This is a genomic window from Paraburkholderia sp. HP33-1 (assembly GCF_021390595.1).
Taxonomy (GTDB): Bacteria; Pseudomonadota; Gammaproteobacteria; order Burkholderiales; family Burkholderiaceae; genus Paraburkholderia.
Genome location: NZ_JAJEJR010000001.1, coordinates 2,720,342 through 2,746,858, shown reverse-complemented (window position 1 = coordinate 2,746,858; position 26,517 = coordinate 2,720,342). Strand labels below are relative to the sequence as shown.

At 63.9% G+C, this 26,517-nt stretch carries 26 protein-coding genes; 12 read left to right on the top strand and 14 right to left on the bottom strand.

Annotation, left to right across the window (positions count from 1 at the left end; all coding sequences use genetic code 11):
• Positions 1-21 precede the first annotated feature (21 nt).
• On the top strand, positions 22-492 hold the full coding sequence (locus tag L0U81_RS12530) for a methylated-DNA--[protein]-cysteine S-methyltransferase (RefSeq protein ID WP_233803076.1): 471 nt from the start codon (positions 22-24) through the stop codon (positions 490-492).
• A gap of 2 nt (positions 493-494) precedes the next feature.
• Positions 495-1,445, top strand: coding sequence for a site-specific tyrosine recombinase XerD (gene xerD / locus L0U81_RS12525; protein ID WP_233803074.1), 951 nt, complete (start codon positions 495-497; stop codon positions 1,443-1,445).
• A 43-nt stretch (positions 1,446-1,488) separates the two neighbouring features.
• Here xerD and L0U81_RS12520 read toward each other — a convergent pair whose 3' ends face one another.
• Positions 1,489-3,051 (bottom strand): class I adenylate-forming enzyme family protein, encoded by a 1,563-nt coding sequence (locus L0U81_RS12520; protein WP_233803072.1) that lies wholly within the window; start codon positions 3,049-3,051, stop codon positions 1,489-1,491.
• Positions 3,052-3,201: 150 nt separating this feature from the next.
• Between L0U81_RS12520 and ybaK the strand changes: the two genes are divergently transcribed.
• Together ybaK and plsY are read left to right on the top strand one after the other, a co-directional pair.
• Positions 3,202-3,693: a Cys-tRNA(Pro) deacylase gene (gene ybaK / locus L0U81_RS12515; RefSeq protein ID WP_233803071.1), complete on the top strand. Its 492-nt coding sequence runs from the start codon at positions 3,202-3,204 to the stop codon at positions 3,691-3,693.
• A 142-nt stretch (positions 3,694-3,835) separates the two neighbouring features.
• Positions 3,836-4,471, top strand: a complete 636-nt coding sequence (gene plsY / locus L0U81_RS12510) for a glycerol-3-phosphate 1-O-acyltransferase PlsY (RefSeq protein WP_233803070.1) — start codon at positions 3,836-3,838, stop codon at positions 4,469-4,471.
• Positions 4,472-4,556: 85 nt separating this feature from the next.
• Here the strand turns inward: plsY and L0U81_RS12505 are convergent, their stop codons facing one another.
• Positions 4,557-5,042, bottom strand: coding sequence for a YajQ family cyclic di-GMP-binding protein (locus L0U81_RS12505; protein ID WP_018421633.1), 486 nt, complete (start codon positions 5,040-5,042; stop codon positions 4,557-4,559).
• 240 nt (positions 5,043-5,282) lie between these two features.
• On the opposite strand from L0U81_RS12505, the gene murB reads away from it, so the two are divergent.
• Positions 5,283-6,365 carry a UDP-N-acetylmuramate dehydrogenase gene (gene murB, locus L0U81_RS12500; protein ID WP_233803068.1) on the top strand — a complete coding sequence of 361 codons (1,083 nt, stop codon included), beginning with the start codon at positions 5,283-5,285 and terminating at the stop codon, positions 6,363-6,365.
• Between the two features lie 102 nt (positions 6,366-6,467).
• Here the strand turns inward: murB and argF are convergent, their stop codons facing one another.
• Complete coding sequence (gene argF, locus L0U81_RS12495) at positions 6,468-7,397, bottom strand: ornithine carbamoyltransferase (protein WP_233803066.1); 930 nt, start codon at positions 7,395-7,397, stop codon at positions 6,468-6,470.
• 503 nt (positions 7,398-7,900) lie between these two features.
• Between argF and L0U81_RS12490 the strand changes: the two genes are divergently transcribed.
• A complete protein-coding gene (locus L0U81_RS12490) occupies positions 7,901-8,248 on the top strand; it encodes a DUF3579 domain-containing protein (protein WP_233804319.1) in 348 nt (115 codons plus the stop codon).
• Positions 8,249-8,436: 188 nt separating this feature from the next.
• Here the strand turns inward: L0U81_RS12490 and rpsT are convergent, their stop codons facing one another.
• Positions 8,437-8,715, bottom strand: a complete 279-nt coding sequence (gene rpsT, locus L0U81_RS12485; protein ID WP_027198671.1) for a 30S ribosomal protein S20 — start codon at positions 8,713-8,715, stop codon at positions 8,437-8,439.
• A 510-nt stretch (positions 8,716-9,225) separates the two neighbouring features.
• Here rpsT and murJ point away from each other — a divergent pair.
• Both murJ and L0U81_RS12475 read left to right on the top strand, forming a co-directional pair.
• Complete coding sequence (gene murJ / locus L0U81_RS12480; RefSeq protein WP_233803064.1) at positions 9,226-10,776, top strand: murein biosynthesis integral membrane protein MurJ; 1,551 nt, start codon at positions 9,226-9,228, stop codon at positions 10,774-10,776.
• 5 nt (positions 10,777-10,781) lie between these two features.
• Positions 10,782-11,624: a SirB1 family protein gene (locus tag L0U81_RS12475; RefSeq protein WP_233803062.1), complete on the top strand. Its 843-nt coding sequence runs from the start codon at positions 10,782-10,784 to the stop codon at positions 11,622-11,624.
• Positions 11,625-11,749: 125 nt separating this feature from the next.
• Here the strand turns inward: L0U81_RS12475 and L0U81_RS12470 are convergent, their stop codons facing one another.
• From L0U81_RS12470 to lpxK, 5 genes are all read right to left on the bottom strand, one after another.
• Entirely contained in the window at positions 11,750-12,508 is a 759-nt protein-coding gene (locus tag L0U81_RS12470; protein ID WP_233803060.1) for a 3-hydroxyacyl-CoA dehydrogenase, read from the bottom strand.
• 244 nt (positions 12,509-12,752) lie between these two features.
• A complete protein-coding gene (gene adk / locus L0U81_RS12465) occupies positions 12,753-13,418 on the bottom strand; it encodes an adenylate kinase (protein WP_233803058.1) in 666 nt (221 codons plus the stop codon).
• A gap of 211 nt (positions 13,419-13,629) precedes the next feature.
• Positions 13,630-14,424, bottom strand: a complete 795-nt coding sequence (gene kdsB, locus L0U81_RS12460; RefSeq protein ID WP_233803056.1) for a 3-deoxy-manno-octulosonate cytidylyltransferase — start codon at positions 14,422-14,424, stop codon at positions 13,630-13,632.
• 199 nt (positions 14,425-14,623) lie between these two features.
• The gene (locus tag L0U81_RS12455; RefSeq protein ID WP_007180583.1) at positions 14,624-14,827 is read right to left on the bottom strand and encodes a Trm112 family protein; all 204 of its coding nucleotides are present in this window, start codon (positions 14,825-14,827) and stop codon (positions 14,624-14,626) included.
• The gene (gene lpxK / locus L0U81_RS12450; RefSeq protein ID WP_233803054.1) at positions 14,808-15,824 is read right to left on the bottom strand and encodes a tetraacyldisaccharide 4'-kinase; all 1,017 of its coding nucleotides are present in this window, start codon (positions 15,822-15,824) and stop codon (positions 14,808-14,810) included. Before lpxK ends, L0U81_RS12455 begins: the two co-directional genes overlap by 20 nt.
• Positions 15,825-16,370: 546 nt before the next feature.
• Between lpxK and xseA the strand changes: the two genes are divergently transcribed.
• Both xseA and sodB read left to right on the top strand, forming a co-directional pair.
• Positions 16,371-17,750, top strand: a complete 1,380-nt coding sequence (gene xseA / locus L0U81_RS12445) for an exodeoxyribonuclease VII large subunit (RefSeq protein WP_233803052.1) — start codon at positions 16,371-16,373, stop codon at positions 17,748-17,750.
• Between the two features lie 216 nt (positions 17,751-17,966).
• Positions 17,967-18,545, top strand: coding sequence for a superoxide dismutase (gene sodB / locus L0U81_RS12440; protein ID WP_233803050.1), 579 nt, complete (start codon positions 17,967-17,969; stop codon positions 18,543-18,545).
• 234 nt (positions 18,546-18,779) lie between these two features.
• On the opposite strand, the gene L0U81_RS12435 is transcribed toward sodB, so the two are convergent.
• Complete coding sequence (locus L0U81_RS12435; protein ID WP_233803048.1) at positions 18,780-19,043, bottom strand: hypothetical protein; 264 nt, start codon at positions 19,041-19,043, stop codon at positions 18,780-18,782.
• Between the two features lie 252 nt (positions 19,044-19,295).
• Here L0U81_RS12435 and L0U81_RS12430 point away from each other — a divergent pair, with 252 nt between their 5' ends.
• Positions 19,296-19,847 carry a glycine zipper family protein gene (locus tag L0U81_RS12430; RefSeq protein ID WP_233803046.1) on the top strand — a complete coding sequence of 184 codons (552 nt, stop codon included), beginning with the start codon at positions 19,296-19,298 and terminating at the stop codon, positions 19,845-19,847.
• Between the two features lie 21 nt (positions 19,848-19,868).
• Here the strand turns inward: L0U81_RS12430 and L0U81_RS12425 are convergent, their stop codons facing one another.
• Together L0U81_RS12425 and clpP are read right to left on the bottom strand one after the other, a co-directional pair.
• On the bottom strand, positions 19,869-21,344 hold the full coding sequence (locus L0U81_RS12425) for an NYN domain-containing protein (RefSeq protein ID WP_233803044.1): 1,476 nt from the start codon (positions 21,342-21,344) through the stop codon (positions 19,869-19,871).
• Between the two features lie 131 nt (positions 21,345-21,475).
• Positions 21,476-22,132, bottom strand: a complete 657-nt coding sequence (gene clpP / locus L0U81_RS12420) for an ATP-dependent Clp endopeptidase proteolytic subunit ClpP (protein ID WP_233804317.1) — start codon at positions 22,130-22,132, stop codon at positions 21,476-21,478.
• Between the two features lie 260 nt (positions 22,133-22,392).
• Between clpP and L0U81_RS12415 the strand changes: the two genes are divergently transcribed.
• Positions 22,393-23,448 carry a sigma-70 family RNA polymerase sigma factor gene (locus L0U81_RS12415; RefSeq protein ID WP_233803042.1) on the top strand — a complete coding sequence of 352 codons (1,056 nt, stop codon included), beginning with the start codon at positions 22,393-22,395 and terminating at the stop codon, positions 23,446-23,448.
• On the opposite strand, the gene L0U81_RS12410 is transcribed toward L0U81_RS12415, so the two are convergent.
• Positions 23,404-24,678: an EAL domain-containing protein gene (locus L0U81_RS12410; RefSeq protein WP_233804315.1), complete on the bottom strand. Its 1,275-nt coding sequence runs from the start codon at positions 24,676-24,678 to the stop codon at positions 23,404-23,406. The two genes, L0U81_RS12415 and L0U81_RS12410, sit on opposite strands and share 45 nt — an antisense overlap.
• Before the next feature lie 252 nt (positions 24,679-24,930).
• Positions 24,931-26,391, bottom strand: coding sequence for a multidrug transporter subunit MdtD (gene mdtD / locus L0U81_RS12405; protein WP_267956676.1), 1,461 nt, complete (start codon positions 26,389-26,391; stop codon positions 24,931-24,933).
• Positions 26,392-26,517: the final 126 nt, after the last annotated feature.

Here is a 26,517-nt window from a genome sequence, read left to right as displayed (position 1 = left end):
ACGCTAGAGGAGCAGGCAATCATGTTCAACGCAGTGATCGATGCGCCGTTCGGCAAGGTCGGCATCCGGCTCGAAGGCAACGCCGTGCGCGAGATCGTCTATCTGCCCGGGGCGACGCCCAACGTCACGCCCGCGACACCGCTCGCGCGCGAGGCGGCCGAACAGATCGAGCGTTACTTCGAGCGCGCGTCCGCGAAGTTCGAGCTGCCGCTTGCCGAGTGCGGCACCGCGTTCCAGCGGCGCGTGTGGCAGGCGATCAGCGATATCCCGCCTGGCGTCGTGCTGACCTACGGGCAACTCGCGAAGCAGCTTGGCAGCACACCGCGCGCGGTCGGCCAGGCGTGCGGCGCGAATTTCTTTCCGATCGTGATTCCGTGTCACCGCGTGGTGAGTTCGAGCGGCATCGGCGGCTTCGCGCATGATGGCGGCGATGGCTTCTTTCGCAACGTGAAGCGCTGGCTGCTCGCGCATGAAGGTGTGCCGTACGCATGAGCATGGCCACCCCCATCGATACTGCCGCACACGTCGAAGATCCAGCCGCCGCCTCGCCGCTGCTGCTGACCAGCTCTGCATCGATCGACGCCTTCTGCGACGCCCTGTGGCTCGAACACGGCCTGTCGCGCAACACGCTCGACGCGTATCGCCGCGACTTGCGCCTCTTCTGCGAATGGCTCGCGCACACGCGCAACGCCTCGCTCGACATCGCGAGCGAAGCCGACCTGAGCGCCTACAGCGCGGCGCGGCAAACGGACAAGGCGACCTCGGCGAACCGTCGGCTGTCGGTGTTTCGCCGCTATTACGCGTGGGCGGTGCGCGAGCATCGCGCAGCCGCCGATCCGACGCTGCGCATTCGCTCGGCGAAGCAGCCGCCGCGGTTTCCGTCGACGTTGAGCGAAGCGCAGGTCGAAGCGCTGCTCGGCGCACCCGACATCGACACGCCGCTGGGCTTGCGCGATCGCACGATGCTCGAGCTGATGTACGCGAGCGGTTTGCGCGTGACCGAACTGGTCACACTGAAAACCTTCGAGGTGGGGCTCAACGAAGGTGTCGTGCGCGTGACGGGCAAAGGTTCGAAGGAGCGGCTGATTCCGTTCGGCGAAGAAGCGCACGCGTGGATCGAGCGTTATCTACGCGAGGCGCGCCCGGCGCTGCTCGGCCCGCGCGCGGCCGATGCGCTATTCGTGACGGCACGCGCGGAAGGCATGACGCGCCAGCAGTTCTGGAACATCATCAAGCGACATGCGCAGGTGGCGGGCGTCCATGCGCCGTTGTCGCCGCACACGCTGCGCCACGCGTTCGCGACCCATCTGCTCAATCACGGCGCGGATCTGCGCGTCGTGCAATTGCTGCTCGGCCACACCGATATTTCGACGACGCAGATCTATACGCACGTCGCGCGCGAGCGTTTGAAATCGCTGCATGCGCAGCATCATCCGCGCGGGTGAGTGCGGCGTGAGACGCGCGGGCGTGTAAGCGGCGCGCGCCGTTTTACGCGAGCTCGCGCAACCGGTGCTTGAGAATCTTCCCGGTCGACGCAGCCGGCAGCGCCGCGAGCACCTTCAACTCGGCCGGCCGCTTGTACGGCGCGAGCCGCTCACCGCACCACGCGATCAACTCCGCGGGCTTGACCGTCGCGCCTGAAATCAGCTCGACGAACGCGATCACTTCCTCGTTGCCCTCGACTGCGCGTCCGATCACCGCCGACTGCACGACTTGCGGATGCGCGTTCAGCACGTGCTCGACCTCGGCCGGATACACGTTGAAGCCCGAGCGGATGATCAGCTCCTTGCTGCGCCCGACGATATGCAATGCGCCGTCCGCGTCCCGCCGCGCGAGGTCGCCGGTTTTCAGCCAGCCGTCTTCGGTGAGCGTCGCGCGAGTTTGCTCAGGGCTGCGATAGTAGCCGAGCATCACGTTCGGCCCGCGCACCCACAGTTCGCCGATCTCGCCCGGCGCCGCTTCGACGCCGTCGAGCCCGACGAACTTCACCTCGACGCCAGGAATCACCTCGCCGACCGAGCAGTCGCTGCGCGGCGCGTCGAGCATCGTGTGCGACACGGTTGGGCTGCTTTCGGTCATCCCGTAGCCGTTGTGCAGCGGCAGACCGTACACGGCTTCGGCCTGCGCCTTCAGCGCCGCGTCGAGCGGTGAGCCGCCCGAATACGCGAAGCGCAGCCGCGGCGCGGACCATGCGTGGCCGTGCGTGTGCAGATGTTCGAGCAGCTTCGCGTGCATCGCCGGCACGCCCTGGAAGATCGACACGCGTTCGTCGGCGAGTGCGCGGCGCACCGCTTCGGGCACGAAGCGCGGCGCGAGCCGCAATGTCGCGCCCGCATGCAGGCTGCCGAGGCACACCGACGCGAAGCCGTACACGTGCGAGATCGGCAGCACCGCATAGACGACGTCGTCCGGCCCGACCTGGCGCAACCGGCTCGACACCGCCGCGATGTAAAGCAGATTGCGATGCGACAGCATCACGCCCTTCGGCGCGCCGGTGGTGCCGGTCGTGTAGATCAGCGCCGCGCATTGGCGATCGTTGGCGGCTTCGACCGGTTCGCTCTGCACGCTGCCATCCACTGCATACGACCATGCGCCGATGTCCGGCGACAGCGTGGGCGCCTGTGCTGCCTGATGGCGCTCGGCATGCTGGCGCGCGTCGGGCGAGCTTTCGAGCGCATACGCGACGACGCGCGGCTGCGCGTGCTCGCGGATCGAATCGAGCTCGGCCGCGGATAACCGTGCGTTCGACACGAGCGCCCATGCATCGAGCCGCGCGGTCGCAAACAGCAGGACGATCTGCGCGATGCTGTTCTCCGCGACGATCATCACGCGATCGCCGCCGCGCACGCCCCAGTCGCGCAGCAGGGCGGCGGCGGCATCGACGGCCTCTAGCAGTTGTGCGTTGGTCAGGCGGCGCGCATCTTCGATCAGCGCGACGTGCTGCGGATCGCGTGCGGCGGCGAGCGCCGGAATGTCGCTGATGCGCGCGGGCAGGGCGGCGAGCAACGTGGGGATGTCGATCGTCGAACGGTTGGACGAAGCTGAGCTCAACACTCTCTCCTAAAAGCAGATCATTGTCCTTGCCGCGGTATCGCGCACCGCGCAGGCATGTATTCGAACGATCGTGCCACACGCATCGGGCCCGCACAATTGACCGTTCGGCGAATAGCCGTTGCGCGAACTCGCCATTACAATGCGCCGATGAGCAAATCCAGACACGTCTCCGAAACGCCCGCCACGCAGTTTCTGCGCCGTCACGGCGTCCCGTTCGGCGAGCATCCGTACGACTATGTCGAGCATGGCGGCACCGCGGAATCGTCGCGCCAGCTCGGCGTCGACGAGCATCATGTCGTGAAGACGCTGGTGATGGAAGACGAACACGCGAAGCCGCTGATCGTGCTGATGCATGGCGATCGCACCGTCAGCACGAAAAATCTCGCTCGGCAGATCGGCGCGAAGCGCGTCGAGCCATGCAAGCCCGACGTCGCGAACCGGCATTCGGGTTATCTGATCGGCGGCACGTCGCCGTTCGGCACGCGCAAGCAGATGCCGGTGTATGTCGAGTCGACCATTCTCGAGATGGACAAGATCTGGCTGAACGGCGGGCGGCGTGGCTTTCTCGTCAGTATCGAGCCGAAGGTGCTCACCGATCTGCTCGCGGCAAAGCCGGTGCAATGCGCGAGCGTGGACTGACGCCCATGCGCGCGTTGACGTTTGCCTGAATGTCTTTCGCGCGGACGGGTTCGGTAAAATGTGCGCCGCCTTGTTTCGACGGGCATGCCCTGTTGCGGTTGGGGTGTCGAATGTCAGACCGCGATCCTTATAAGAGTCCCAGATGCAAAACCTGATCGTCGCTGTCGTTGCCTATCTGATCGGTTCGTTGTCGTTTGCCGTGATCGTGAGCGCCGCGATGGGTCTCGACGACCCGCGCTCCTATGGCTCGGGCAACCCGGGCGCCACCAACGTGCTGCGCAGCGGTAGCAGGAAGGCCGCGATTCTGACGTTGATCGGCGATGCCTTCAAGGGTTGGCTGCCGGTATGGCTGGTCGTGCATTTCGGCGCGCGTTACGGACTCGACGAGCGTTCGATCGCGATTGCGTCGCTCGCGGTGTTTCTCGGTCACCTGTATCCGGTTTTCTTCCGCTTCAAGGGCGGCAAGGGCGTGGCGACCGCCGCGGGCGTGCTGCTCGCGATCAACCCGACGCTCGGCGTCGCGACCTTGCTGACCTGGCTGATCGTCGCGTTCTTCACGCGCTACTCGTCGCTCGCGGCGCTGTGCTCGGCGCTGTTCGCGCCGCTCTTCTACGTGTTCCTGTTCGGCCCGCGCATCGTTGCGCTTGCGGTTCTGGTGATGAGCCTGCTGCTCGTGTGGCGGCATCGCGGCAATATCGCGAAGCTGATGCGAGGGCAGGAGAGCCGCATCGGCGACAAGAAGAAGGCCGCCAGCCCGGCGGCGGGCAACGATCTCTGAAGTGGGCTGAGCGCATCGCCCGGCCTGATGCGAAGCGTTTCCGAGTCCGCGTGAGGCTCGTTGCAAGCCTCACGCGGCGTGTCGCTTAATCGCGGAAGTTGTTGAAGTCGAGCGGCGTGTCGGTCACGTCCTTGCGCAGCATCGCAATCACGCTTTGCAGATCGTCGCGTTTCGCACCGGTGATGCGCACCGCATCGCCCTGAATGCTAGCCTGCACCTTGATCTTGCTGTCTTTCACGAGTCGCACGATTTTCTTCGACAGATCGCCGGACACGCCCTTCTTGATCTTGATGACCTGCTTGACCTTGTCGCCGCCGATCTTCTCGATCTTGCCGTAGTCGAGGAAGCGCACGTCGACGTTGCGCTTGGCCATTTTCGACAGCAGCACGTCCTTCACCTGGCCGAGCTTGAAGTCGTCGTCGGCATAGGCGGTGATTTCGTTTTCCTTGTGTTCGACGCGCGCGTCGGACCCCTTGAAGTCGAAACGCGTGGAAATTTCCTTGTTGGACTGTTCGATCGCGTTCTTGACCTCGATCATGTTCGCTTCGCAGACGACGTCAAACGATGGCATTGCATTCTCCCAATAGTGCGGCAGTGTGCGACGCGGCCGGTCGGCTGCGTGCGAGGCACTCGCTATAATCACGGACCGGACGTCATTTTACCGATGCCGCTCCCTTTTGCCCAAGGCCGCCGCGCAGGGTCGTGACGGCGGGCCAGCCCGCGACGGACGGCGCCGCGCCGGTCGCCACACGTGTCATTCGTCGCTTTTCGTTGCTTCCCGTCGTTGCCTCGTTGCCCTGTTGCCATTCCGATGTCCCAATCCGATCTTGCCGCTCCCGCCGTCGCGTCCCTCATGGCTGGGTATCCGCTGAAGGCCCACAACACCTTCGGCTTCGACGTGCGCGCGCAGTTCGCGTGCCTGATCGAGCGTGAGGCGCAGTTGCTTGCCGCGGTGCGCGATCCGCGCGTCGCGGGCCTGCCGCGCCTCGTGCTGGGCGGCGGCAGCAACGTCGTGCTGACCGGCGACTTCGCCGGACTCGTGCTGCTGGTGGCGCTGCGCGGCCGCCGCGTGGTGCGCGAGGACGAGGACGCGTGGTATGTCGAGGCGGCCGGCGGCGAGACGTGGCACGAGTTCGTCGCGTGGACGTTGGCGCAGGGCATGCCCGGCCTCGAGAACCTTGCGCTGATTCCGGGCACGGTCGGCGCTGCGCCGATCCAGAATATCGGCGCGTACGGGCTCGAGATGTGCGAGCGCTTCGCGTCGCTGCGGGCGATCGAGCTCGCGACCGGCGAGGCGGTGGAGCTCGACGCCGATGCCTGTGGATTCGGCTATCGCGACAGCTTTTTCAAGCGGGAAGGGCGCGAGCGCTTCGTGATCACGTCGGTAACGTTTCGTTTGCCGAAGGTGTGGCAACCGCGCGCAGGCTATGCGGATCTCGCGCGCGAGCTGGCGGCGCGCGGTGATACGGCGAGCGCCGGGCAAGCCGACGGCGCAGCCGTGCAGCCGACCGCGCAGGCCATTTTCGATGCGGTCGTCGCTGTGCGGCGCGCGAAGCTGCCCGATCCGCTTGAGCTTGGCAACGCGGGGAGCTTCTTCAAGAATCCGGTGATCGACGCCGCGCAGTTCGAGGCGCTGGAGCGCAGCGAGCCGGATATCGTGTCGTACGTGCAGGCGGATGGCCGGGTGAAGCTGGCGGCCGGCTGGCTGATCGACCGATGCGGCTGGAAGGGCCGAGCGATGGGCGCGGCGGCCGTGCATGAGCGGCAGGCGCTGGTGCTGGTCAATCGCGGTGGCGCGAGCGGCACGGAAGTGCTGGCGCTGGCGCGAGCAATCCAGCGCGACGTATTCGAGCGATTTGGTGTGGCATTGGAGGCGGAGCCGGTTTGCCTGTGAGCGGCGACTTCGCCGCCTAAGGATGCAAAAAGGCGCCGGGAGGAAAACTCCCGGCGCCTTTTTTGTACTCCGGTTCAGGGCTGTGTCTGGACCAGTCCTCGCTCAGTGATTGAGCTTGCCGAGCAGCAGGTATTCCATCAACGCCTTCTGCACGTGCAGACGATTCTCCGCCTCATCCCACACGACGCTCTGCGGCCCGTCGATTACTTCGGCGCTGACTTCCTCGCCGCGATGCGCGGGTAGGCAGTGCATGAAAAGCGCGTTGGAATTCGCGCGCGCCATCATGTTGGCGTCGACGCACCAGTCTGCGAAAGCCTTCTTGCGCGCTTCGTTCTCGGCCTCGAAGCCCATACTGGTCCACACGTCGGTGGTGACGAGATCGGCGCCCGCGCAGGCTTCGTGCGGGTCGTCGAATTCCTCGTAGAACGGCGCGCTCTCCGCCGAGACGAGCGCGCGGTCGAGCTTGTAGCCGGGCGGCGTGGACAGGCGCAGCTTGAAGCCGAGAATCTGCGCGGCTTCGATCCAGGTGTACAGCATGTTGTTCGCGTCACCGACCCACGCGACCGTCTTGTCGCGGATCGGACCGCGATGCTCGAAGTACGTGAAGATGTCCGCGAGCACCTGGCACGGGTGGTATTCGTTCGTGAGGCCGTTGATCACCGGCACGCGCGAATTCTCGGCGAAGCGCTGGATGATGTCCTGGCCAAACGTGCGGATCATGATGATGTCGACCATGCGCGAGATGACCTGCGCGGCGTCTTCGATCGGCTCGCCGCGGCCGAGCTGCGTGTCGCGCGTGCTCATGAACACAGCGTGACCGCCGAGCTGGAAGATGCCGGCTTCAAACGACAGACGCGTGCGCGTCGAATTCTTTTCGAAGATCATCGCCAGCGTGCGGTCGTGCAGCGGGTGATAGGTCTCGTAGTTCTTGAATTTGCGTTTCAGGATGCGCGCGCGTTCGAGCACGTACTCGTAGTCTTCCAGCGAGAAATCCTTGAACTGCAGGTAGTGGCGAATTTTCTTGGCGGTCATGAAACAAATACGGCGGTTTCACCCGGCAGGGTTGCCGGACTGCGCCGCCGTCGTTTGGTGGTAACTCAATGCAGCATAGAGGATTTCGCCTCGTTTGACGAGTCGGCTGGAAGGCCGCGAAAGCGCTTCGAAAGCAACGCATCGGGCTTTGCGGGGCCATCAGAGGGGGCTTGTGTGCGGTGCGGAAAAGGGCCCGCTGCGCTATAATCTACGGGTTATCCCAAAGCCCAGCAGGCCTGCGTTTCGCATGAAGAAACGCGGCTCGCGTGGCGCGGAAAGCCTGTCACGGCGTGGCCGTTATGGCGGCGCCAGAGCGGTTCAGCCGGTTCGCCGCAGCGGTTCTCGAGGTGCGGTTCGTCATTGTTGCGTCAGCGCCAGGTCCCACGTGCGTTGCAGGTGGCTGCAAGCGGTTGCCGTGCATGTCGCTTGTGGCGAATTCGGGCGCACAACTGGCGTCGACAGTTGGCCGTCATTGCGCTGGGCAGTCACACAGGTATTCCTACATGGCCGAAGCAGCTCCAATCGAATATTTCATTCAGGGCATTACGTCGACCGGAAAAAAGTTTCGGCCGAGCGACTGGTCGGAGCGGCTTGCGGGCGTCATGTCGTCGTTCGGGCCCGGCGTGAGGAAGGGGCCGAACGCTTATATGCAATACTCGCTGTACGTGCGGCCGACCATGATCGGCGACCTCAAGTGCGTGATTCTCGATTCGCGGTTACGCGACATCGAGCCGATGGCCTTTGATTTCGTTCTGAACTTTGCGAAAGACAACGACCTGGTCGTCACCGAGGCGTGCGAACTGGATCTCGAGCATGCGCCTCCGCCGCAAGCCAAGCGGCATGTGATCTGAAGCAAGTTGGCCGGATCGGCAAAGGCAAGGCAAAAACCCGCAAGCAGCGGGTTTTTTTGTGGCTCGAATCCAGCATTCGCCAAGGCATGAGCGACCACGCCCGACAGGCAAAAACAAAAAAGCCCGCCAAAGCGGGCTTCTTGTGCAGCGGAAACAGGAGGTAGCCCGCCGAAGCGGGCCGACCGGAATTACTGCGCTGCGGGCGCTTGCAGACCCTTGACGGCTGCAGCGAGGCGGCTCTTGTTGCGAGCTGCCTTGTTCTTGTGAACGATGTTCTTGTCGGCGATGATGTCGATGGTTTTCGACGATGCCTTGAAGATTTCAGCGGCCTTAGCGTGGTCGCCTGCGTCGATTGCCTTGCGGACAGCCTTGATAGCCGTGCGGAACTTCGAGCGCAGTGCCGAGTTGTGCGAGTTTGCCTTCGCGGCCTGGCGGGCGCGCTTGCGTGCTTGTGCGGAGTTAGCCATGACGGTTCCTTATCCTGTTCCTGTTTCCAGTACCCGGCCTTGATTGAAGAGGCGCGAGGTGCTGCTTCTCGATCCGAACCCCTGGAAGCGATTGCCCAAGGGCGCAAAAGTGTCGAAAAAATCGATCGAACTACGCGAAGGCGGGCCCGTGTTTTCAGGTATCCGGATGCATTGACAGGCGGCGCTGCGCCAACCTGAGAATCCAGTCCGAAGACCGTTCGAAAACTGAGCGAGCTTCGAAACCGACGATTATAGCAACAAAATCAGGCACGTGGCAACGGAAACACGCGACGCCGCCGCGGTGACCGGCTCGGCGTCATGTGGGCGCTGGTGTGCAGGCCCTGGTGCGAGGGCGCCGGCGGAGGGTGCCGACGGAACGGGGAAGACCGCAAAAAAGCACAAAAATTTGCGCTTTCCACCCGATCGCGGCGAACGTCCGCGCGGCAAATCGGTCCGAAACGCGTTCCGGCTCGTCGCCCGCACTGGCGGGACCCGTATAATAAGCGCCCCATGAATCTATTCCGAGCCCTGCTGACGGTCAGCGGCTTCACGCTGCTGTCGCGCGTGACCGGACTGGCCCGTGAAACGTTGATCGCCCGTGCGTTCGGCGCCAGTCAATACACCGACGCGTTCTACGTCGCCTTTCGCATTCCGAACCTGCTGCGCCGCATTTCCGCCGAAGGCGCGTTCTCCCAGGCCTTCGTGCCGATTCTCGCCGAGTTCAAGAACCAGCAAGGCCACGACGCCACCAAGGCGCTCGTCGACGCGACCTCGACCGTGCTCGCGTGGGCGCTCGCCGTGCTGTCGCTGATCGGCGTGGTTGGCGCTTCGGGCGTCGTGTTCGTGGTCGCGTCCGGCCTCGCGCACGAGGGTCACGCGTACCAGCTAGCGGTCGCGATGACGCGCATCATGTTCCCCTACATCATTTTCATCTCGCTGACGTCGCTGGCGTCGGGCGTGCTGAATACGTACAAGAACTTCTCGCTGCCCGCGTTCGCGCCGGTGCTGCTGAACGTCGCGTTCATCCTCGCGGCGGTGTTCCTCGCGCCGCACCTGCAAACGCCGGTTTTTGCGCTCGCGTGGGCGGTGATCGTCGGCGGGGTGCTGCAGTTCGTGGTGCAGCTGCCGGGCCTCAAGAAGATCGACATGGTGCCGCGCATCGGCCTGAATCCGCTGGGTGCGCTTGCGCATCGCGGCGTGAAGCGGGTGCTCGGGAAGATGGTGCCGGCGATGTTCGCGGTGTCGGTCGCGCAGATCAGCCTGATCATCAACACGAACATCGCGTCGCACATCGGGCCGGGCGCGGTGTCGTGGATCAACTACGCCGACCGGCTGATGGAGTTTCCGACCGCGTTGCTCGGCGTCGCGCTCGGTACGATCCTGCTGCCGAGTCTGTCGAAGGCGCACGTCGATGCCGATTCGCACGAGTATTCGTCGCTGCTCGACTGGGGGCTGCGCGTGACGTTTCTGCTCGCCGCGCCGAGCGCGATCGCGCTGTTCTTCTTCGCGCAGCCTCTGACGGCCGTGCTGTTCAACTACGGCAAATTCGACGGCAACTCGGTCGTGATGGTGAGCCGCGCGCTCGCTGCCTATGGCGTCGGCCTGATCGGTCTGATCCTGATCAAAATCCTCGCGCCGGGCTTCTACGCGAAGCAGGACATCAAGACGCCGGTGAAAATCGGGATCGGCGTGCTGGTTGTGACGCAGTTGAGCAACTACGTGTTCGTGCCGGTGTTCGCGCATGCGGGTCTCACGCTGAGCGTCGGGCTCGGCGCTTGCGTCAATGCGTTGCTGCTTTTCATTGGTCTGCGCAAACGCGGCATCTATATGCCGTCGAGCGGCTGGCTCAAGTTCTTCGGGCAGTTGTTCGGTGCGTGCCTCGTGCTGGCCGGCGTGATGCGCTGGCTCGCGATCAGCTTCGACTGGATTGGCATGCATAGCCAGCCGGTCAGCCGCATCGTGTTGCTTGGCGCGTGCCTCGTTCTCTTCGCCGCGCTATATTTCGGTATGCTTTGGCTGATGGGCTTCAAGTACGCGTATTTCAAAAGGCGAGTGAAGTGATCACCATGTCGCGGGTTCTCGATTATTTCAGCACGCTCGTCGCCGAAGACGAGAGTCTGCCGCTGACCGAGACGGCGCTCTCGATCGCGCAGGACGCCTATCCCGACCTCGACCTGCAGTCGGTGCTCGCCGAGATCGACGAGCTGGTGGTGCGGCTGCGGCGCCGCATGCCCGACGATGCCGACATCCGTCAGAAGGTCGGCATCCTCAATCGCTTCTTTTTCCGCGAGCTCGGTTTCGCGAGCAATCTGAACGATTACTACGACCCCGACAACAGTCACCTGAATGTCGTTCTCAAACGTCGCCGCGGCATTCCGATTTCGCTCGCCGTGCTCTACCTGGAGATGGCCGAGCAATTCGGCGTTCCGGTGCGCGGAGTGTCTTTTCCGGGCCACTTCCTGCTGCGCGTGACGATGCCCGACGGCGACGTGATGCTCGATCCAACCACCGGTCATTCCCTGTCCGAAGCGCAAATGGTCGAGATGCTCGAACCGTACGTCGCGTCGGCTGGGGATTCGATCGGGCGCGCGCTGCGCATGCTGCTGCAACCGGCCACGCGGCGCGAGATCGTCGCGCGGATGTTGCGCAACCTGAAGGCAATCTATCTGCAAACCGAGCGCTGGCAGCGTCTGCTCGGGGTGCAGCAGCGGCTCGTCATTTTGCTGCCGGACAATATCGAGGAAGTGCGCGATCGCGGCTTCGCGTATGCGCGGCTCGATTATCTTCGGCCCGCGCTCGAGGACCTCGAAAGCTATCTCGGCGATCGCCCCGATGCGGAGGATGCGACGGTGGTCGAGTCGCAGTTGCACGAGTTGCGCCAGCGCACGCGGCATGAGGGCGGCGGGTAACGGCGCGTATCGTCAAGCGTCATGAAACGCAAAACGCCTGCACATCTCACGCATGTGCAGGCGTTTTTTTGTCGCCGTCCGTGGGCCGAGACCACACTTGGACGACTGATCTCGCTAAGCGATCCTTACTTCGGCTGCATACGGATCGCGCCGTCCAGCCGGATCACCTCGCCGTTCAGCATCGGATTGTCGAAGATCTGCTTGGCGAGCATCGCGTATTCGGCCGGTTTGCCGAGGCGCGGCGGGAACGGCACCATCGCGCCGAGCGCGTCCTGCACTTCCTGCGGCATGCCGAGCAGCATCGGCGTTTCGAAGATGCCGGGGGCGATCGTCATCACGCGGATCGCGTTGCGCGACAGGTCGCGCGCGATCGGCAGCGTCATGCCGACGATGCCACCCTTCGACGCGGAGTAGGCCGCCTGGCCGATCTGGCCGTCGTACGCGGCGACCGATGCCGTGTTGATGATCACGCCGCGCTCGCCGTTCGCGTTCGGCTCGTTCTTCGACATCTGCACCGCGGCGAGCCGGATCATGTTGAACGTGCCGATCAGGTTGATCGAGATCGTGCGCGTGAACAGATCGAGCGGATGCGCGCCGTCCTTGCCGACGGTTTTCGCAGCCGGCGCGACACCCGCGCAATTGACGAGACCGCGCAGCGTGCCGAGCTTCGTGGCGGCTTCGACAGCCTTCTGCGCATCCTCTTCGCGGCTCACGTCGCATTTGACGAACACGGCGCCGAGCTCCTTCGCGAGCGCTTCGCCCGCGTCCGGATTCAGGTCGGCGAGCACGACCTTGCCGCCGTTCTCGACGAGCAGGCGCGCGGTGGCGGCGCCGAGTCCCGATGCACCGCCGGTGATCAGGAACACGTTGTCACGAATATCCATGTCTTCTCCTTTGCTACGGTTGTCCAGTGGCGACTCGATCGAAGCATTTTTCGACGATCGATTGTAGCGGCTGTGCTGCGATGCGGAAAGCGAGGAGGGCGGCGGTAGGCGGAGCGCTATGGAAAACTAACGAATTTTCCTGCGCGATCCGCATCGCTCACTGCAGTTTGATTTGCGCACTCGCCAAATGAAAAACCCGCCGACGCGGGCGGGTTTTTCATCAGAGGCAAACAGCAGGCATCGCTTACTTCAGTGCGTCGAACGCGCGGGTGCGAATTTCATCGACGCTGCCGAGGCCCGAAATGCGGCGATATTGGGGCGCCTTTACCGAGCTCGATGCATCGCCGTTCGTCGCCCAGCCGTTGTAGTACTCGATCAGCGGCTTGGTCTGCGATTCGTAGACTTCCAGACGCTTCTTGACCGTTTCTTCCTTGTCGTCGTCGCGCTGGATCAGCGGCTCGCCGGTCACGTCGTCAACGCCTTCGACCTTCGGCGGATTGAACTTCACGTGATACGTGCGGCCCGAAGCCGGATGCGAGCGACGGCCGCTCATGCGCACGATGATCTCGTCGAACGGCACGTCGATTTCGAGCACGTAGTCGATTGCGACGCCGGCCTGCTTCATCGCCTCCGCTTGCGGAATCGTGCGCGGGAAGCCGTCGAACAGATAGCCGTTCGCGCAGTCCGGCTGCTGCAGACGCTCTTTCACGAGGTTGATGATCAGCTCATCGGTGACGAGCTCGCCCGCGTCCATGAAGCGCTTCGCTTCGAGGCCGAGCGGTGTGCCGGCCTTGACGGCCGCGCGCAGCATGTCGCCGGTCGAAATTTGCGGAATGCCGAACTTTTCCTTGATGAAGTTGGCCTGAGTGCCTTTGCCAGCACCCGGTGCACCCAACAGGATCAAACGCATGGATATCTCCAGATCTATGTGAATTCTTTGTTGACGCGGCATGTTCCCCGGCGATTCTCGCAGGACCCGCGTCGGCTTCCGTTGGCTAGTTCGCGCTGCACGTCGAATACGACGGCGCTGCAAGATCCGAACGGCGCGACCGGGATAACCCCAGCGTCGCCCGCGCTGGGAGGCGCGCATAACCGTTCGATTATGCCACGGCTTCCCGCGCTCAAGACCCGAATAAAGCCCGTACGCGCGCGAGATCGGCGGGGGTATCGACGCCGGGCAATGGTACGTCGTGCGTAACGAGTACCGCGATGCGCTCGCCATGCCACATCGCGCGCAGCTGTTCGAGCGCTTCGACCTGCTCGATCGGCGAGATCGCGAGACTCGGGTACGTGCGCAGGAATTTCGCGCGATACGCATACAGGCCGATATGCCGATACACGACGGCGGGCGCGGGCGGCGTGGGCATCGACGCGACGTTGGGCCACTGCGGTTGCCACGCGTCGCGCGCCCACGGGATCGGCGCGCGCGAGAAATACAGCGCCACGCCGCGCGCATCGGGCACGACCTTGACGACGTTCGGATTGAAAATTTCAGCGGGATCGGTGATCGGATGTGCGGCCGTCGCGATCGCGCAGTCGCTCGTCGTCGCCAGATGCGCGGCGACGCCGCGCACGAGCGCCGGATCGATCAGCGGCTCGTCGCCCTGCACGTTGACGACGATCGTGTCGTCGCTCCAGCCGAAGCGGGTCGCCACTTCCGCCAGACGGTCGGTGCCCGACGGATGATCGGCGCGCGTGAGCACCGCGTCGAAACCGTGGTCGTGCGCCGCGTCGAGCACTTCCTGCGCGTCCGACGCGACCAGTACCTGCTGAGCGCCCGATTCGCGCGCGCGCTCCGCGACGCGCACGACCATCGGCTTGCCGCCGATGTCCGCGAGTGGCTTGTTGGGCAGACGCGTCGACGCGAGGCGGGCCGGCACGACGGCGATAAACGGATGAGGAACGGAGTGGGTCATCGAATCAAGGGCGGGCGGCGATTAGACCGGAGCAAGAGGCTGCGCGCGCGACGCGCACGCGGAGTCAGACTTTAGCCGGAGCGATGAAAAAGGCTGCGGATCAATTATGGAGCGAATGCGGGGGGACACTGGTATTGGCGCCCGCCCTGGACCGCGCGCGAGGCAGCGCGGCGACTCGCGGTGGAGCCGTCGCTGTGCGTCAGGCGACCGAGCCGGGATTCAGATCGACCGGCGTGCCTTCGACCGTCTGCCGCGCCTCGTCGACCAGCATCACGGGAATGCCGTCGCGGATCGGATAGGCGAGCTTGTCTGCGTTGCAGATCAGTTCCTGCGCGGCGCGGTCGTAGCTGAGCGGGCCCTTGCAGATCGGGCAGACGAGGATTTCAAGCAGGCGAGCGTCCACGGACTTTCTCCACAACTAATGCAGTGAGGCGATGATCGAGCGCGGCTTCGACCGGGACTACCCAGATGCGCGCGTCGTGCCAGGACCCCAATTTTACCGCATCCTTTTCCGTAATCAGGATCGCGTCAGCGTCGACGTCAGTGAACGGATTGCGTTCGAATGCGTAGTGATCGGGTAGCGCGCGCGTCGCGGGCGCGAGGCCGGCCGCGCGCAGCGTCGCGAAAAAGCGCTCCGGCGCGCCGATGCCGGCCGCGGCCAGTACGCGCTGACCGGTGAATTGCGCGAGCGGGCGACGCAGCGCGGGGTTGTCGAGATGCCACGCGTCGGCGGGCGCGAGCTGCAGTGCGAACGTGTTCGGCCACGCAGGCAGCGTGCGCGCGTACGGATCGTTGATCAGCGTTGCGTCGCGGCGGCGCGACAGCGGTTCGCGCAGCGGCCCGGCCGGCAGCAGGAAACCGTTGCCGCCGAGGCGGTGATCGAACACGACGAGTTCGACGTCGCGCGCGAGGCGATAGTGCTGCAGGCCGTCGTCGCTGACGATCACGTCGACGTCGCGTTGCGAGGCGCACAGCGCCTGGGCGGCGGCGACGCGATCCGGACAGACCCACACGGGTGCACCGGTGCGGCGCGCGATCAGCAAGGGTTCATCTCCACCTACGCGCGCCGACGAACCCGGCGTGACCTGGGTCGGCGTGCTCACGCGCGCGCCATAGCCGCGCGACACGATGCCGGGCGTGAAGCCCGCGGCGCGCAATGCTTCGACGAGCGCGATGACAGTCGGCGTCTTACCGGTGCCACCGACCGTCACGTTGCCGACGACGACGACCGGCACGCCGACTCGCACCGACTTCAGCCAGCCGAGCGAGAACGCCGCGCGGCGCGCGGCCGCGATTGCGCCGAACACGCAGGCGAGCGGCGTCAGCGCCCATGCGAGCGGTCCACGTTGCTGCCATTCGCGCGCGAGGCGCGCTTCGAGACGGTCGCTGAGTTCGCTCATGGGCGGATTGCGGGCACACACTGCGCGCCGTACGCACTACGCGGGATCAACATCAACGCGGTTCTCCGGACAATCGAATTCGAATACGGTCGAAAAATGAGGCGAAGGCGGCGCGGCGAAAGGGCCCGCGCATGTTCGCCCGGGCCGGCAAACGCTCGGCCGCGCTGCGCGATCGACATGTCGTCGAACCCGCCACTCTAGCGCGCTGGCGTGCCGCCCGGCAAGTCACTTGGGGCCTGACGCGCGCGTGGGTACGCAATGTGCGGTTGCCCACAGTCTGTGGATAACTTTGTGGAGAACCTCCCATCCGACGGGCCGGAAGGCCCATTGCGCGCCGTTTGGATCGGAGTGCCAGCTCGTTATGAAGATGTAAAAGCCATATAAATCAATGGTCTGCTTCAAATTCAATGGCGTTGGCGAGCGTCCTGGCGGAATTCGTCAGGCGGTTCCCGCCATGTGGACACTTTTAACAATCCTGCGATTCCGGCTGGACGCCACTGGCCGCGCGGTCTATCGTCTGTCCGGCCAGTCCTACTTATTCCTCGCATGAATCCCGAAAATCCTTTTGCTTCGGCGGCCACACCAGGCGGTGAGGTCGTCGTTCCTGTCTCCGCGCTCAATCGCGCAATCGGCGCGATGCTCGAGCGCTCGTTTCCGCTCGTCTGGGTCGCTGGTGAAGTGTCGAATTTCACGCGCGCCGCGAGTGGCCACTGGTATTTCTCGATCAAGGACGCGCAGGCGCAGATGCGCTGCGTGATGTTCCGCGGTCGCGCGCAGTACGCCGAATTCATGCCGCGCGAAGGCGATCGGATCGAGGTGCGCGCGCTCGTCACGATGTACGAGCCGCGCGGTGAACTGCAGCTGAATGTCGAAGCGGTGCGCCGCACCGGTCAGGGGCGGCTGTACGAAGCGTTTCTGCGCCTGAAGGCGCAGCTCGAGGCCGAGGGCCTGTTCGCCGCCGAGCGCAAGCGCGCGCTACCGACGCATCCGCGCGCGATCGGTATCGTCACGTCATTGCAGGCGGCCGCGTTGCGCGACGTGCTGACGACGCTTTCGCGCCGCGCGCCGCATATTCCGGTGATCGTTTATCCGGCGCCGGTGCAGGGTGTGGGCGTGAGCGCGAAGCTCGCCGCGATGGTCGAGACGGCCGGCGCGCGCCGCGAGGTCGACGTGCTGATCGTGTGTCGCGGCGGCGGGTCGATCGAAGACCTGTGGGCTTTCAACGAAGAAGTGCTCGCGCGTGCGATTGCGGAAAGTGTCATTCCCGTGGTGAGTGGCGTCGGTCACGAAACCGATTTCACGATTGCCGATTTCGCCGCCGACGTTCGCGCGCCCACTCCGACTGGTGCTGCTGAACTCGTGAGCCCGCAGCGCGTCATGCTGTTGCGCGAACTCGATCAGCGGCACGCGACGTTCGCACGCGCGTTCGGCCGCATGATGGAGCGGCGCGCGCAGCAGCTCGACTGGCTGGCGCGCCGGCTCGTGTCGCCGGCCGAGCGGCTCGCGCGGCAGGGCACGCATCTGCAGCAGTTGCGCGTGCGGCTCGCGTCGGCAGGCGCGCGGCCGGTGCGCGATGCTCGCGCGCGATTTTCGCTGCTGCAGATGCGCTGGCAACGCTGGCGGCCGGATCTCGCGGCCGAGCGCGCGCGCGTCAACATGCTGGCGCAGCGTCTGGATGCGGCGCTATCGCGCCAGCATGAACGTCAGGTCGCGCGCATCGACATGCTTGGCGCGCGACTCGAAGTGCTGAGTCCACAGCGCACGCTCGAGCGCGGTTATGCGGCCGTGCTCGATGCGCAAAGCGGTCAGGCGATTCGCACGCCGTCGTCGCTGAAACCCGGTCGTCGTTTGACGATGCATCTCGCAGAAGGCTCGGCTGACGTCGCGCTCGCCGACGTGCAGGCGCGTCTGACGGACGGTTTCTGATGTTTCGCCGGAGGCCGGATGGTGCTCATTTCCGGTCTTCCGACGGTGCAGGCACGCGCCATGCGCACCCCTTCCGAAGGCCTTGCGCACGGCATGTTTGTCATGCCGGACATAAAGGCCGTTGGTTTGCGGGGTTATTCCAACTCGCCTACAATCGAGTGCTCGATAGCGTCATCCGCAGACTCCCCCACAACAGATACAGAGAAGGAAAGCACCATGGAACATACGCTCCCGCCGCTGCCGTTCGCGAAAAACGCGCTCGCACCGCACATGTCGGAAGAGACGCTCGAGTTTCACTACGGCAAGCATCATCAGACCTATGTGACCAACCTGAACAATCTGATCAAGGGCACTGAGTTCGAGAACCTGTCGCTGGAAGAAATCGTCAAGAAGTCGTCGGGCGGCATCTTCAACAATTCGGCCCAGGTGTGGAATCACACGTTCTTCTGGAACAGCCTGTCGCCGCAAGGTGGCGGTGCACCGAGCGGCGCGCTGGCTGACGCGATCAATGCGAAGTGGGGTTCGTTCGACAAGTTCAAGGAAGAGTTTGCGAAGACCGCGGTCGGCACGTTCGGCTCGGGCTGGGCATGGCTCGTGAAGAAGGCGGATGGTTCGCTCGACCTCGTGTCGACGAGCAACGCCGCCACGCCGCTCACCACCGACGCAAAGGCACTGCTGACGATCGACGTTTGGGAGCACGCTTACTACATCGACTATCGCAATGCACGTCCGAAGTTCGTCGAAGCGTACTGGAACATCGTCAACTGGGACTTCGCAGCGAAGAACTTCGCCTGAGATTACCGGTTGCCGTCTGAGGTCGTGACCTGACGCGTGGTTCGGATAGCCCGAACCGGTTCTTGTGGTTGCGCTCGGTGATGGTAGCGAGAGACGAAAGCCCTCCTGTGCGAGGGCTTTCTGTTTTTTGAGGCGATCTGGAGGCGAAGGATCGGTGTTAGGCTCGCTTATGAAAGAGGTTTGTCACAGTTGGTAACTGCCGTTGCGCGGACGCGAAGTGGCGTTGACCGGTGGCTAGCCGTCCGAGTCAGAACTCGTCGACATCTGTCGATGCCGATGGCCCCGGCCGCCGCCCGTCGTCTTCGTCGAACTGGCGGGGGCGGGCGCCACCGGCGGATGATTGATGTACTGAAAGTTCTGCGCGATTGCGGCGTTCGGAAAGGTCGCCGCGCCCGGTTGCTGGAGTACGACGCTCGGCGCGGCCGGGGTCGATTGCGCGAATACGGGCACGCTACAGGCGACGCAAGCCGCTGCGGCGGCAGGAGTGAGCCAGTTCATCTGGGCGTCCTTCGTCTGGTCGATCGGGTTGGGCGGGGAATCGTTTGACGCGAGTGTAGGCCGCGCTTCGTTTCGATTGATTGCCAGCTCATTTACAAGCATTACCCGATATAACGTACCCGATAGCCGCCTCGGCGCACGACCGGCACGAAGCAGGCCGGCCGCGCAAAAAACTTTCTGTAACGAAGCCGTAACCACGGAATATTGCGGTTAGCCTAACGTTTGAATTCCAATCCTCCGAAGTGCACTACCATGATTTCCAACAATAAATCGATCAGCCTGGCGATTCCCGCCGCCGTCATCGCCTTCGCGCTGGGCGGTTGCGCGGTGGTGCCGCCGAGCGGCCCGAGCGTGGTCGCGATGCCGCATAGCGGCGAGCCGCTCAGCCAGTTCCAGCAGAACGACTACGCGTGCCGCGATTACGCGAATCAAACGACGAATCCGTCCGGTGCGGCGCAGGCGGCCAACACGAATAGCGTGAACAGCGCGGCGCTCGGCACGCTCGGCGGCGCGGCGATCGGTGCGTTGTTCGGTGCGGCGGGGGGCAACGCCGGCGCGGGCGCGGCGATCGGCGCGGGCACCGGCCTGCTGATCGGCGGCGCGAACGGCGCGAATGGCGCACAGTATTCGGCCGCCGGCATGCAGGCGCGCTACGACACCGCCTACGCCCAGTGCATGGTCTCGAAGGGCGAGACGATCGCTCAGCCACAACCTTACTATTCGACGCAGCCGGTGTATGTCGCGCCGCGTCCTTACTACGCACCGCCGCCGCCGGTCATGTATGCGCCTTATCCGGCTTACTGAGCGGTGAGCCGGCCGGCTCGCTTACTCCGCGATGTCCGTTGACGCCGCCTTGCGCGGACGACGGCTGCGAGACGCCGTTTTGCGGGCGGCCTTTCTGGCGGGCGCAGGCGCTTCTTCCGAGTTGACTGCCGGCGCAAGGGCTTCGACCGGCGCCGCGATCTCTGGTACTTCATCGATCGTGCGCGGCGTGCTTTTCTTCACTTTCTTCGTGGCCGTTTTGCGCGATGCGCGTTTTTTGGCGCTTTGACGCTGCCCGGGTTGGTCGTCGTCGGTCGTATCCGCTTCCACTGTTACAGCGCGAGTGTCGGGCTCTTGAGCTTCCGGTTCAGTGACGGGCTCGTGTGGGAGCAGCGCGTGTTCATGCGGCTCGTGCCGCTGGATCTGTTCGGCGTGCTCGGTGGGAGCCGGTGCGGTAGCCGCAGGTTCTTCATCAACAACTTCGTGGCGAATGCGCTTGTCATGCGCGGTTTCTTGCTGACCACGGCCCGCCTTGCGATTGCTCCGGTCTTTGCGCCGCGACTTGTGCTTGCCGCCCGACTCGGAAACGGCCGCTTGCGCTTCATGCGAAGGTTCGGCTTCCCGTTCAGCCGCCCCCGTTTCGGCAGACTCCGTTCCGGTTTCGCTGATGGTTTCACTCGCAGCTTCACCCGAGACATTCACAGCCGTGCTTCGATAAACGTACGCACCTGACTTCTCATCGCGGCCGAATTCGAGCAGCCCACGCGCCTGCGCTTCTTCCAGCAGATTGCCGAAAGCGCGAAAACCGTAATAGGTCTCGTTGAAATCCGGTTTGCGTCGTTTAATCGCGTTCTTCAGCACGGACGCCCAGATCTTGCCGCTATCACCTCGTTCGGAAGCGAGCGCGTCGAATGTTTGCACCGCAATTTCAACGGCCTTGCTGCGGCGCTTCTCCAGATCTTCCTTGGGCGGGGCCTTCTCTTCATCAGTCGTACGCTTGGCCGCCTGCTGGGCGCTCTGCGGCTGGCGAGACGTCTCGCGCCTCGCAACTGCGCGCTGACTTTCGCGTACCAGATCGTCGTAAAAGAAGAACTCGTCACAATTCGCAATCAGCAGATCCGAGGTGGACTGCTGCACACCAACACCGATCACCTGTTTGGCGTTCTCGCGCAGCTTCGACACGAGCGGCGAGAAGTCCGAATCGCCGCTGATGATGACGAACGTGTTGACGTGCGATTTCGTGTAACAGAGATCGAGCGCATCGACGACGAGCCTGATGTCGGCCGAATTCTTGCCCGACTGGCGCACATGCGGAATTTCGATCAACTCGAAATTGGCCTCGTGCATTGCCCCTTTGAAACTCTTGTAGCGATCCCAGTCGCAATACGCTTTCTTGACGACGATGCTGCCCTTCAGCAGCAGACGTTCGAGCACCAGCTTGATGTCGAACTTGTCGTATTTCGCGTCGCGCACGCCGAGCGCGACATTTTCGAAGTCGCAGAATAGCGCCATGCTGACGTTTTCGTTGGATGACGCCATGTGTATCTCCATTGAAGCGTTCGTCGAACTCGACGATTCGCGACATGATAGCGATTCCAGCGAAGGTGAGCAGCTTTTGTGGTGCGCTCGCACCGATAGGCAGGTGGAAATGTTCGGCAACCGGCGTCGTGTCAGTCCCGTAACATGGTCTCGCGACGAACCGTGTTGTTCCACGTGGCGCGAGCTTCCAGCACGTCATCGATCAATCCGTATTCCCTCGCTTCGAGCGCCGACATGAAGTTGTCGCGGTCGGTGTCGCGCGCGATTTCTTCGACGCCGCGTCCGGTGCGCTCGGCCATCATCGCATTGAGACGCGCACGCACATACAGCACCTCTTTCGCCTGGATTTCGATATCAGCCGCGGTGCCCTGACCGCCGCCGGACGGCTGGTGAATCATGATGCGCGCATTGGGTAGCGCATACCGTTTGCCGCGCTGACCCGCGGTGAGCAGGAAGGTCCCCATGCTCGCGGCAAACCCGGTGCACAAGGTCGAGACCTCGGGCTTGATGAACTGCATGGTGTCGTAAATTGCAAGGCCGTCATACACGGAGCCGCCGGGCGAATTGATGTAAAAAGAAATATCCTTGTCGGGGTTCTCCGATTCGAGAAACAGCAGTTGCGCGACGATCAGACTGGCAGACTGCTCGTTCACGGGCCCGACAAGAAAAACGATGCGCTCGCGCAGCAGGCGGGAGTAGATGTCGTAGGCGCGTTCGCCTCGGCCGGATTGTTCGATCACCGTGGGAACAAGGCCCAGGCTGGAGATAGACGGGTAACTGGAAGGCATAGGGTCCTCGATCAGGATGTGCGGCATGGGCATTCCGGGATGCGCATGCGGCCACGGGTCAGAAGCCGCGGGACATGCGCTGGTTGTTGCCCATTTGACGAAGCAGCGGCCGTCCGTGTGACAGAAATTTTTTTGCGCCTCGCTGTCACATCACCTTCTGCTCGTGCGTCAAGATCAGGATTGCCGAGCATGGCGAGCGCCTGAGCCATGCCATCGGTACGCAGCCGCTTTTTCACCACGCACCATCGGGAGGTCTACGCATGACGGATCAGGGAATCGACAAGGCATCCAGTTTCGAGGCCGCGCGCGCCCGTCTGCTGGCACTCGCATACCGGATGCTCGGCAGTCGCGCGGAAGCCGAAGACGTGGTGCAGGACGTCTGGCTCAAATGGCATCTGGCCGATACGCAAGCGGTGCAAACACCGGTCGCGTGGCTCACCACGCTCACCACGCGCACGGCGATCGACCGTCTGCGGCACGCGCAGCGCGAGCGCGCGTCGCAGGCTAGTGGCTGGTTGCCGGAGCCGTGGCTCGACGAAGTCGCGCCGTCGGCGGAGGAGTTGGCGTTGCGCGCGGCGGATATGTCATACGGCGTGATGCTGCTGCTCGAACATTTGAAGCCGGACGAACGTGCGGCGTTCGTCCTGCATGAAGCGTTCGAGTGCGACTATGCGGAAATCGCCTCGATTCTCGAGCGCACACCGGCCGCCTGCCGGCAAATGGTTCATCGTGCCAAGGAGCGTCTGCGGCGTGCGGGCGCGCCGTTGGAACGGCCCGATCCTGCGGTGCATGGGCGAATCGTCGAGCGCTTGCGCGTGGCGCTTGAAGCGCAAGACCGGACTGGCCTGTTGCAGCTTTTCAGCGACACGCCTCAACTGATCAGCGACATACCTCTGTGCGCTGCACCCACTTCGCTTCCCACAGTCAACCCGTCCCTTCGTGCACACGGTCCAACGCCCGAAACTCAGCCACTGCGCGCCCGCGAACCGGTGTCGGATCCGGGGTGGATGGGTGCCATTACATCGCTCGCGCAACAGGCGAGCCATGCCGAGGTGGTGTCGATGGACGGGGCAGTGTGTATCGCGTTGTTCTGCGACGGCGACGTCGTCGGGCTAATCGACGTGCAGACGGATGGCGCAACGGACGTCTCGGCGAGGATCATCTCGCTGCGCATCCTCACCAGCGCCGCGCATTTGCAGGCGGCCAACCAGATGCTGGGCCGTGTGGCGGTCACGGAGTTGCTTGCCCGGATCAAGGGCCATCCGGGGGCGTCAGTTACGGTGCGCCGCGACTTCCCAGTTGATGTCGACGCATAGCACCTGTGTTCCATGCGGCGTGTGCGCAGCTATCGACGCAGTAACGCACAGGTGCGCTTCGTTGATCGACAGATATGGCGGCGTCAGATGAACCCGGCCCGGTTGACGCATCGCCTGAATGAAATACGGGCGGCGTTCCCAACTCGCGCCCTGGGAATGCAGCAGCGGGCTGAAGCGCTTCGCGCGTTGCGATGTGCGGCCTGGCGGTAGCACGTTGTCGCCGATCTGCCGGCCCGAACCGTCCAGAACAAAGCAGCGCGCCGTTTCGCCCAGCTCGAGCAAACCTGTGGTGGCCTGTGTGATCGATTCCCCTGCAATCAACTGCGTGGCGGCGGCCTCGAGTGCGGTGACATACGGTGCGAGCCGCGCAGACTGGGCTTTCTCGCGAGCGGCAACGCGCTCGCGCAGCGCGGCGGAGAGCGAATCCATCAGGCCGGCTGCGACTTGCGGCTTGACGGGCTCGACGCTCGGACCTGCGAAAAAGGCGCCCTGGACGAAGTCCACATTGCATTCGAGCGCGATCAGCGCGTCACGCTCGCTGCTCAGACCGCCCATCAGCACCAGTTGCCCGGACTCGTGCAGCAGAGAGACGAGGCCCGGCAACACGCGTTCGATATGCGAGTGTTCACTCGCTTGCGCGAGTATGCAGCGGTCGAGCGTGACGATGTCGGGCCGCAGATGCCACACGCGGTCGATGTTCGAATGCTTGGCGCCAAAGCCGTCGAGCGCGATCAGGAAACCGGACTTGCGCAGCGAATCGACGATCTCGGCAAAGCGTGTGGTCTCGCCGCCAGCCTGTTCGGATACTTCGAGCACCACGCGCTGCGGCGGCAGACCGAGCGCTTTCAGGCTGGCTAACAGCGCGTCACCGTAACTGGTGTCCATCAGTGCGGCCGGATGCAGGCTGAGGAAAAGCCATTCGTCGTGGCTGTCGAACGCGTTGAAGTTGCCGAGGTGCAGCGATTCGGCCAACCGTCCGAGTTCCAGCAGGTCGCCGCGTCGCGCGGCCTGGGTAAAGACTTCGTGCGAGGGCACTTGCCTTTCATGCTCGTCATGGGCGCGCAGCGACGCGTGATACCCGATCGCGCGCCGGTGCGACACCGAGAAAACCGGCTGAAACACGCTGAAAACGGTGTAGCCGCCATACAGAACGGTACGCCGGGAGCCTTCGTCGCCGGCCATCGGGCGTGGTGGCTGGAAGCCGGGAGGATCGAGTTCGATCATGCTCATCATGTCAGTCGGGGGGAAATGGCAGCGCTTGCAAGGCTCGGCACGAACTCGCACGCGCTGCCCCGAAGTCTACAGGATAGGCCAGCAAGAAATATGCGCGCGCACGAACCCAGCTCGAGCGTCCAGCAGCGATGCTCCGAGGCAACAATTGTGTGCCGGCCGCAGTACTGAGGCGACGACGCGCACTTCGCTGGTGCGGGACGCGCCCCGTTGAGGGTCGACGGTGCTGTTCAAGGGTGCTGCGTGCGACTTTCAGGTTCGTTCCGAAGGATCGGTTTTCTTAGCGGGCGTGCGGATATCCGGCGACAACTGCGCAAAGATCCATGACGAGCATGCGGTAATGATGCCGACACACAGGAACGTCGCATGAAAGGCGGGTAGCGAATTCGCGGCCGTCACGCGTTGCATGATGCCGGTAAAGGTCGCAAGCAAGGCGCCGGCCACGGTCACGCCGAGACTCATCGAAAGCATCTGCACGAGCGAAAACAGACTATTGCCGCTGCTTGCGCCGCCGGTGCCGAGATCCTTCAGCGTCAACGTATTCATCGCGGTGAACTGCATCGAGTTCACGCCGCCGAAGATCGCCAGTTGCACGAGGCGCAGCCACAGCGGATGAGTCGCGCTCGTGAGCGCAAAGCTCGCCATCATCAGGCCGACCAGAATCGTGTTCGCCATCAGCACGCTTCGGTAGCTGTATTTCAGAATCAGCTTGGTCACGAGACGCTTCGTCGCCATGCCCGCGGCCGCCACTGGCAGCATCATCAGGCCGGATTCGAATGCGCTATAGCCGAGGCTCACCTGCAGCAGCAGAGGAAGCAGGTAGGGCATCGAGCCGCTGCCAATCCGCGCAAACAGATTGCCCAGCAGCCCGACGCTAAAAGTGTGGATCTTGAACAGATCGAGCGGGAAGATCGGCGCGGGTTCGCGCACCGCGTGCAGGCCATAGGCAACGAAGCACGCAAGGCTCAGAATCAGCAGCACCAGCACCGTCGCATGTTGAATGCCGAACTCGGTGCGGCCGTCGAGCGCGAACGAGATCGCCACCATGCCCACCACCAGCAGCAGATAGCCGCCCAGGTCGAATTTGCCCGCGTGTTCGTTGCGGCTGTCCGGCATAAAAATAAACGTCGCAATGCAGCCGACGATGCCGACCGGCACGTTGATCAGAAAGATCCAGTGCCACGACGCGATCTTGACGAGCCAGCCGCCGAGCGTCGGTCCGATCAGTGGTCCGATCAGGCCTGGGATCGCCACGAACGACAGTGCGGGCAAATAGCGCTCCGCCGGAAAGGTACGCAGCACCGCGAGCCGCCCAACCGGCAGCAGCATCGCGCCGCCCACGCCTTGCAGAATGCGGAACAGCACCAGCTGGTTCAGCGTATGCGCGTTCGCACACAGCAACGAGCCCACCGCGAACACGAGGATCGCACTGAAGAACACGCGCCGCGTGCCGAGCTTGTCGGCGAGCCAGCCGGACACGGGGATCATCACGGCCATCGTCAGCGAGTAGGCGATCACCACCGATTGCATGCGCAGCGGCAGCTCGCCGAGGCTTGTCGCCATCGCGGGGAGCGCGGTGTTGACGATCGTCGAATCCAGCGTCTGCATGAAGAAGCCGGTGGCGACGAGCCACAGCATCACGGTAAGCGAGCGGGGCGAAGGGCCCGGGGGGATCTCGGGAGCGAGGGCGGGCGGAGTCGGCGTCGTGGACATGGAAAGCGGCTGGGCGCGCCAGGTCGGGCTGGGAGTCGCTATTCTAGGGAAGAGCGCGGCCCGGCGCAGCCGGTGGCGGAGAATTGCGCATGGAATGGCGATCCGCCACGGCCACGCACGGGGCCG

What these genes read in the sequence shown, in the direction of transcription:
- L0U81_RS12530 (WP_233803076.1), top strand. Translation starts at nt 22, where the DNA reads ATGTTCAACGCAGTGATCGATGCGCCGTTCGGCAAGGTCGGCATCCGG.
- xerD (WP_233803074.1), top strand. Translation starts at nt 495, where the DNA reads ATGGCCACCCCCATCGATACTGCCGCACACGTCGAAGATCCAGCCGCC.
- ybaK (WP_233803071.1), top strand. Translation starts at nt 3,202, where the DNA reads ATGAGCAAATCCAGACACGTCTCCGAAACGCCCGCCACGCAGTTTCTG.
- plsY (WP_233803070.1), top strand. Translation starts at nt 3,836, where the DNA reads ATGCAAAACCTGATCGTCGCTGTCGTTGCCTATCTGATCGGTTCGTTG.
- L0U81_RS12505 (WP_018421633.1), bottom strand. Translation starts at nt 5,042, where the DNA reads ATGCCATCGTTTGACGTCGTCTGCGAAGCGAACATGATCGAGGTCAAG.
- murB (WP_233803068.1), top strand. Translation starts at nt 5,283, where the DNA reads ATGTCCCAATCCGATCTTGCCGCTCCCGCCGTCGCGTCCCTCATGGCT.
- argF (WP_233803066.1), bottom strand. Translation starts at nt 7,397, where the DNA reads ATGACCGCCAAGAAAATTCGCCACTACCTGCAGTTCAAGGATTTCTCG.
- L0U81_RS12490 (WP_233804319.1), top strand. Translation starts at nt 7,901, where the DNA reads ATGGCCGAAGCAGCTCCAATCGAATATTTCATTCAGGGCATTACGTCG.
- rpsT (WP_027198671.1), bottom strand. Translation starts at nt 8,715, where the DNA reads ATGGCTAACTCCGCACAAGCACGCAAGCGCGCCCGCCAGGCCGCGAAG.
- murJ (WP_233803064.1), top strand. Translation starts at nt 9,226, where the DNA reads ATGAATCTATTCCGAGCCCTGCTGACGGTCAGCGGCTTCACGCTGCTG.
- L0U81_RS12475 (WP_233803062.1), top strand. Translation starts at nt 10,782, where the DNA reads ATGTCGCGGGTTCTCGATTATTTCAGCACGCTCGTCGCCGAAGACGAG.
- L0U81_RS12470 (WP_233803060.1), bottom strand. Translation starts at nt 12,508, where the DNA reads ATGGATATTCGTGACAACGTGTTCCTGATCACCGGCGGTGCATCGGGA.
- adk (WP_233803058.1), bottom strand. Translation starts at nt 13,418, where the DNA reads ATGCGTTTGATCCTGTTGGGTGCACCGGGTGCTGGCAAAGGCACTCAG.
- kdsB (WP_233803056.1), bottom strand. Translation starts at nt 14,424, where the DNA reads ATGACCCACTCCGTTCCTCATCCGTTTATCGCCGTCGTGCCGGCCCGC.
- lpxK (WP_233803054.1), bottom strand. Translation starts at nt 15,824, where the DNA reads ATGAGCGAACTCAGCGACCGTCTCGAAGCGCGCCTCGCGCGCGAATGG.
- xseA (WP_233803052.1), top strand. Translation starts at nt 16,371, where the DNA reads ATGAATCCCGAAAATCCTTTTGCTTCGGCGGCCACACCAGGCGGTGAG.
- sodB (WP_233803050.1), top strand. Translation starts at nt 17,967, where the DNA reads ATGGAACATACGCTCCCGCCGCTGCCGTTCGCGAAAAACGCGCTCGCA.
- L0U81_RS12435 (WP_233803048.1), bottom strand. Translation starts at nt 19,043, where the DNA reads ATGAACTGGCTCACTCCTGCCGCCGCAGCGGCTTGCGTCGCCTGTAGC.
- L0U81_RS12430 (WP_233803046.1), top strand. Translation starts at nt 19,296, where the DNA reads ATGATTTCCAACAATAAATCGATCAGCCTGGCGATTCCCGCCGCCGTC.
- L0U81_RS12425 (WP_233803044.1), bottom strand. Translation starts at nt 21,344, where the DNA reads ATGGCGTCATCCAACGAAAACGTCAGCATGGCGCTATTCTGCGACTTC.
- clpP (WP_233804317.1), bottom strand. Translation starts at nt 22,132, where the DNA reads ATGCCTTCCAGTTACCCGTCTATCTCCAGCCTGGGCCTTGTTCCCACG.
- L0U81_RS12415 (WP_233803042.1), top strand. Translation starts at nt 22,393, where the DNA reads ATGACGGATCAGGGAATCGACAAGGCATCCAGTTTCGAGGCCGCGCGC.
- L0U81_RS12410 (WP_233804315.1), bottom strand. Translation starts at nt 24,678, where the DNA reads ATGAGCATGATCGAACTCGATCCTCCCGGCTTCCAGCCACCACGCCCG.
- mdtD (WP_267956676.1), bottom strand. Translation starts at nt 26,391, where the DNA reads ATGTCCACGACGCCGACTCCGCCCGCCCTCGCTCCCGAGATCCCCCCG.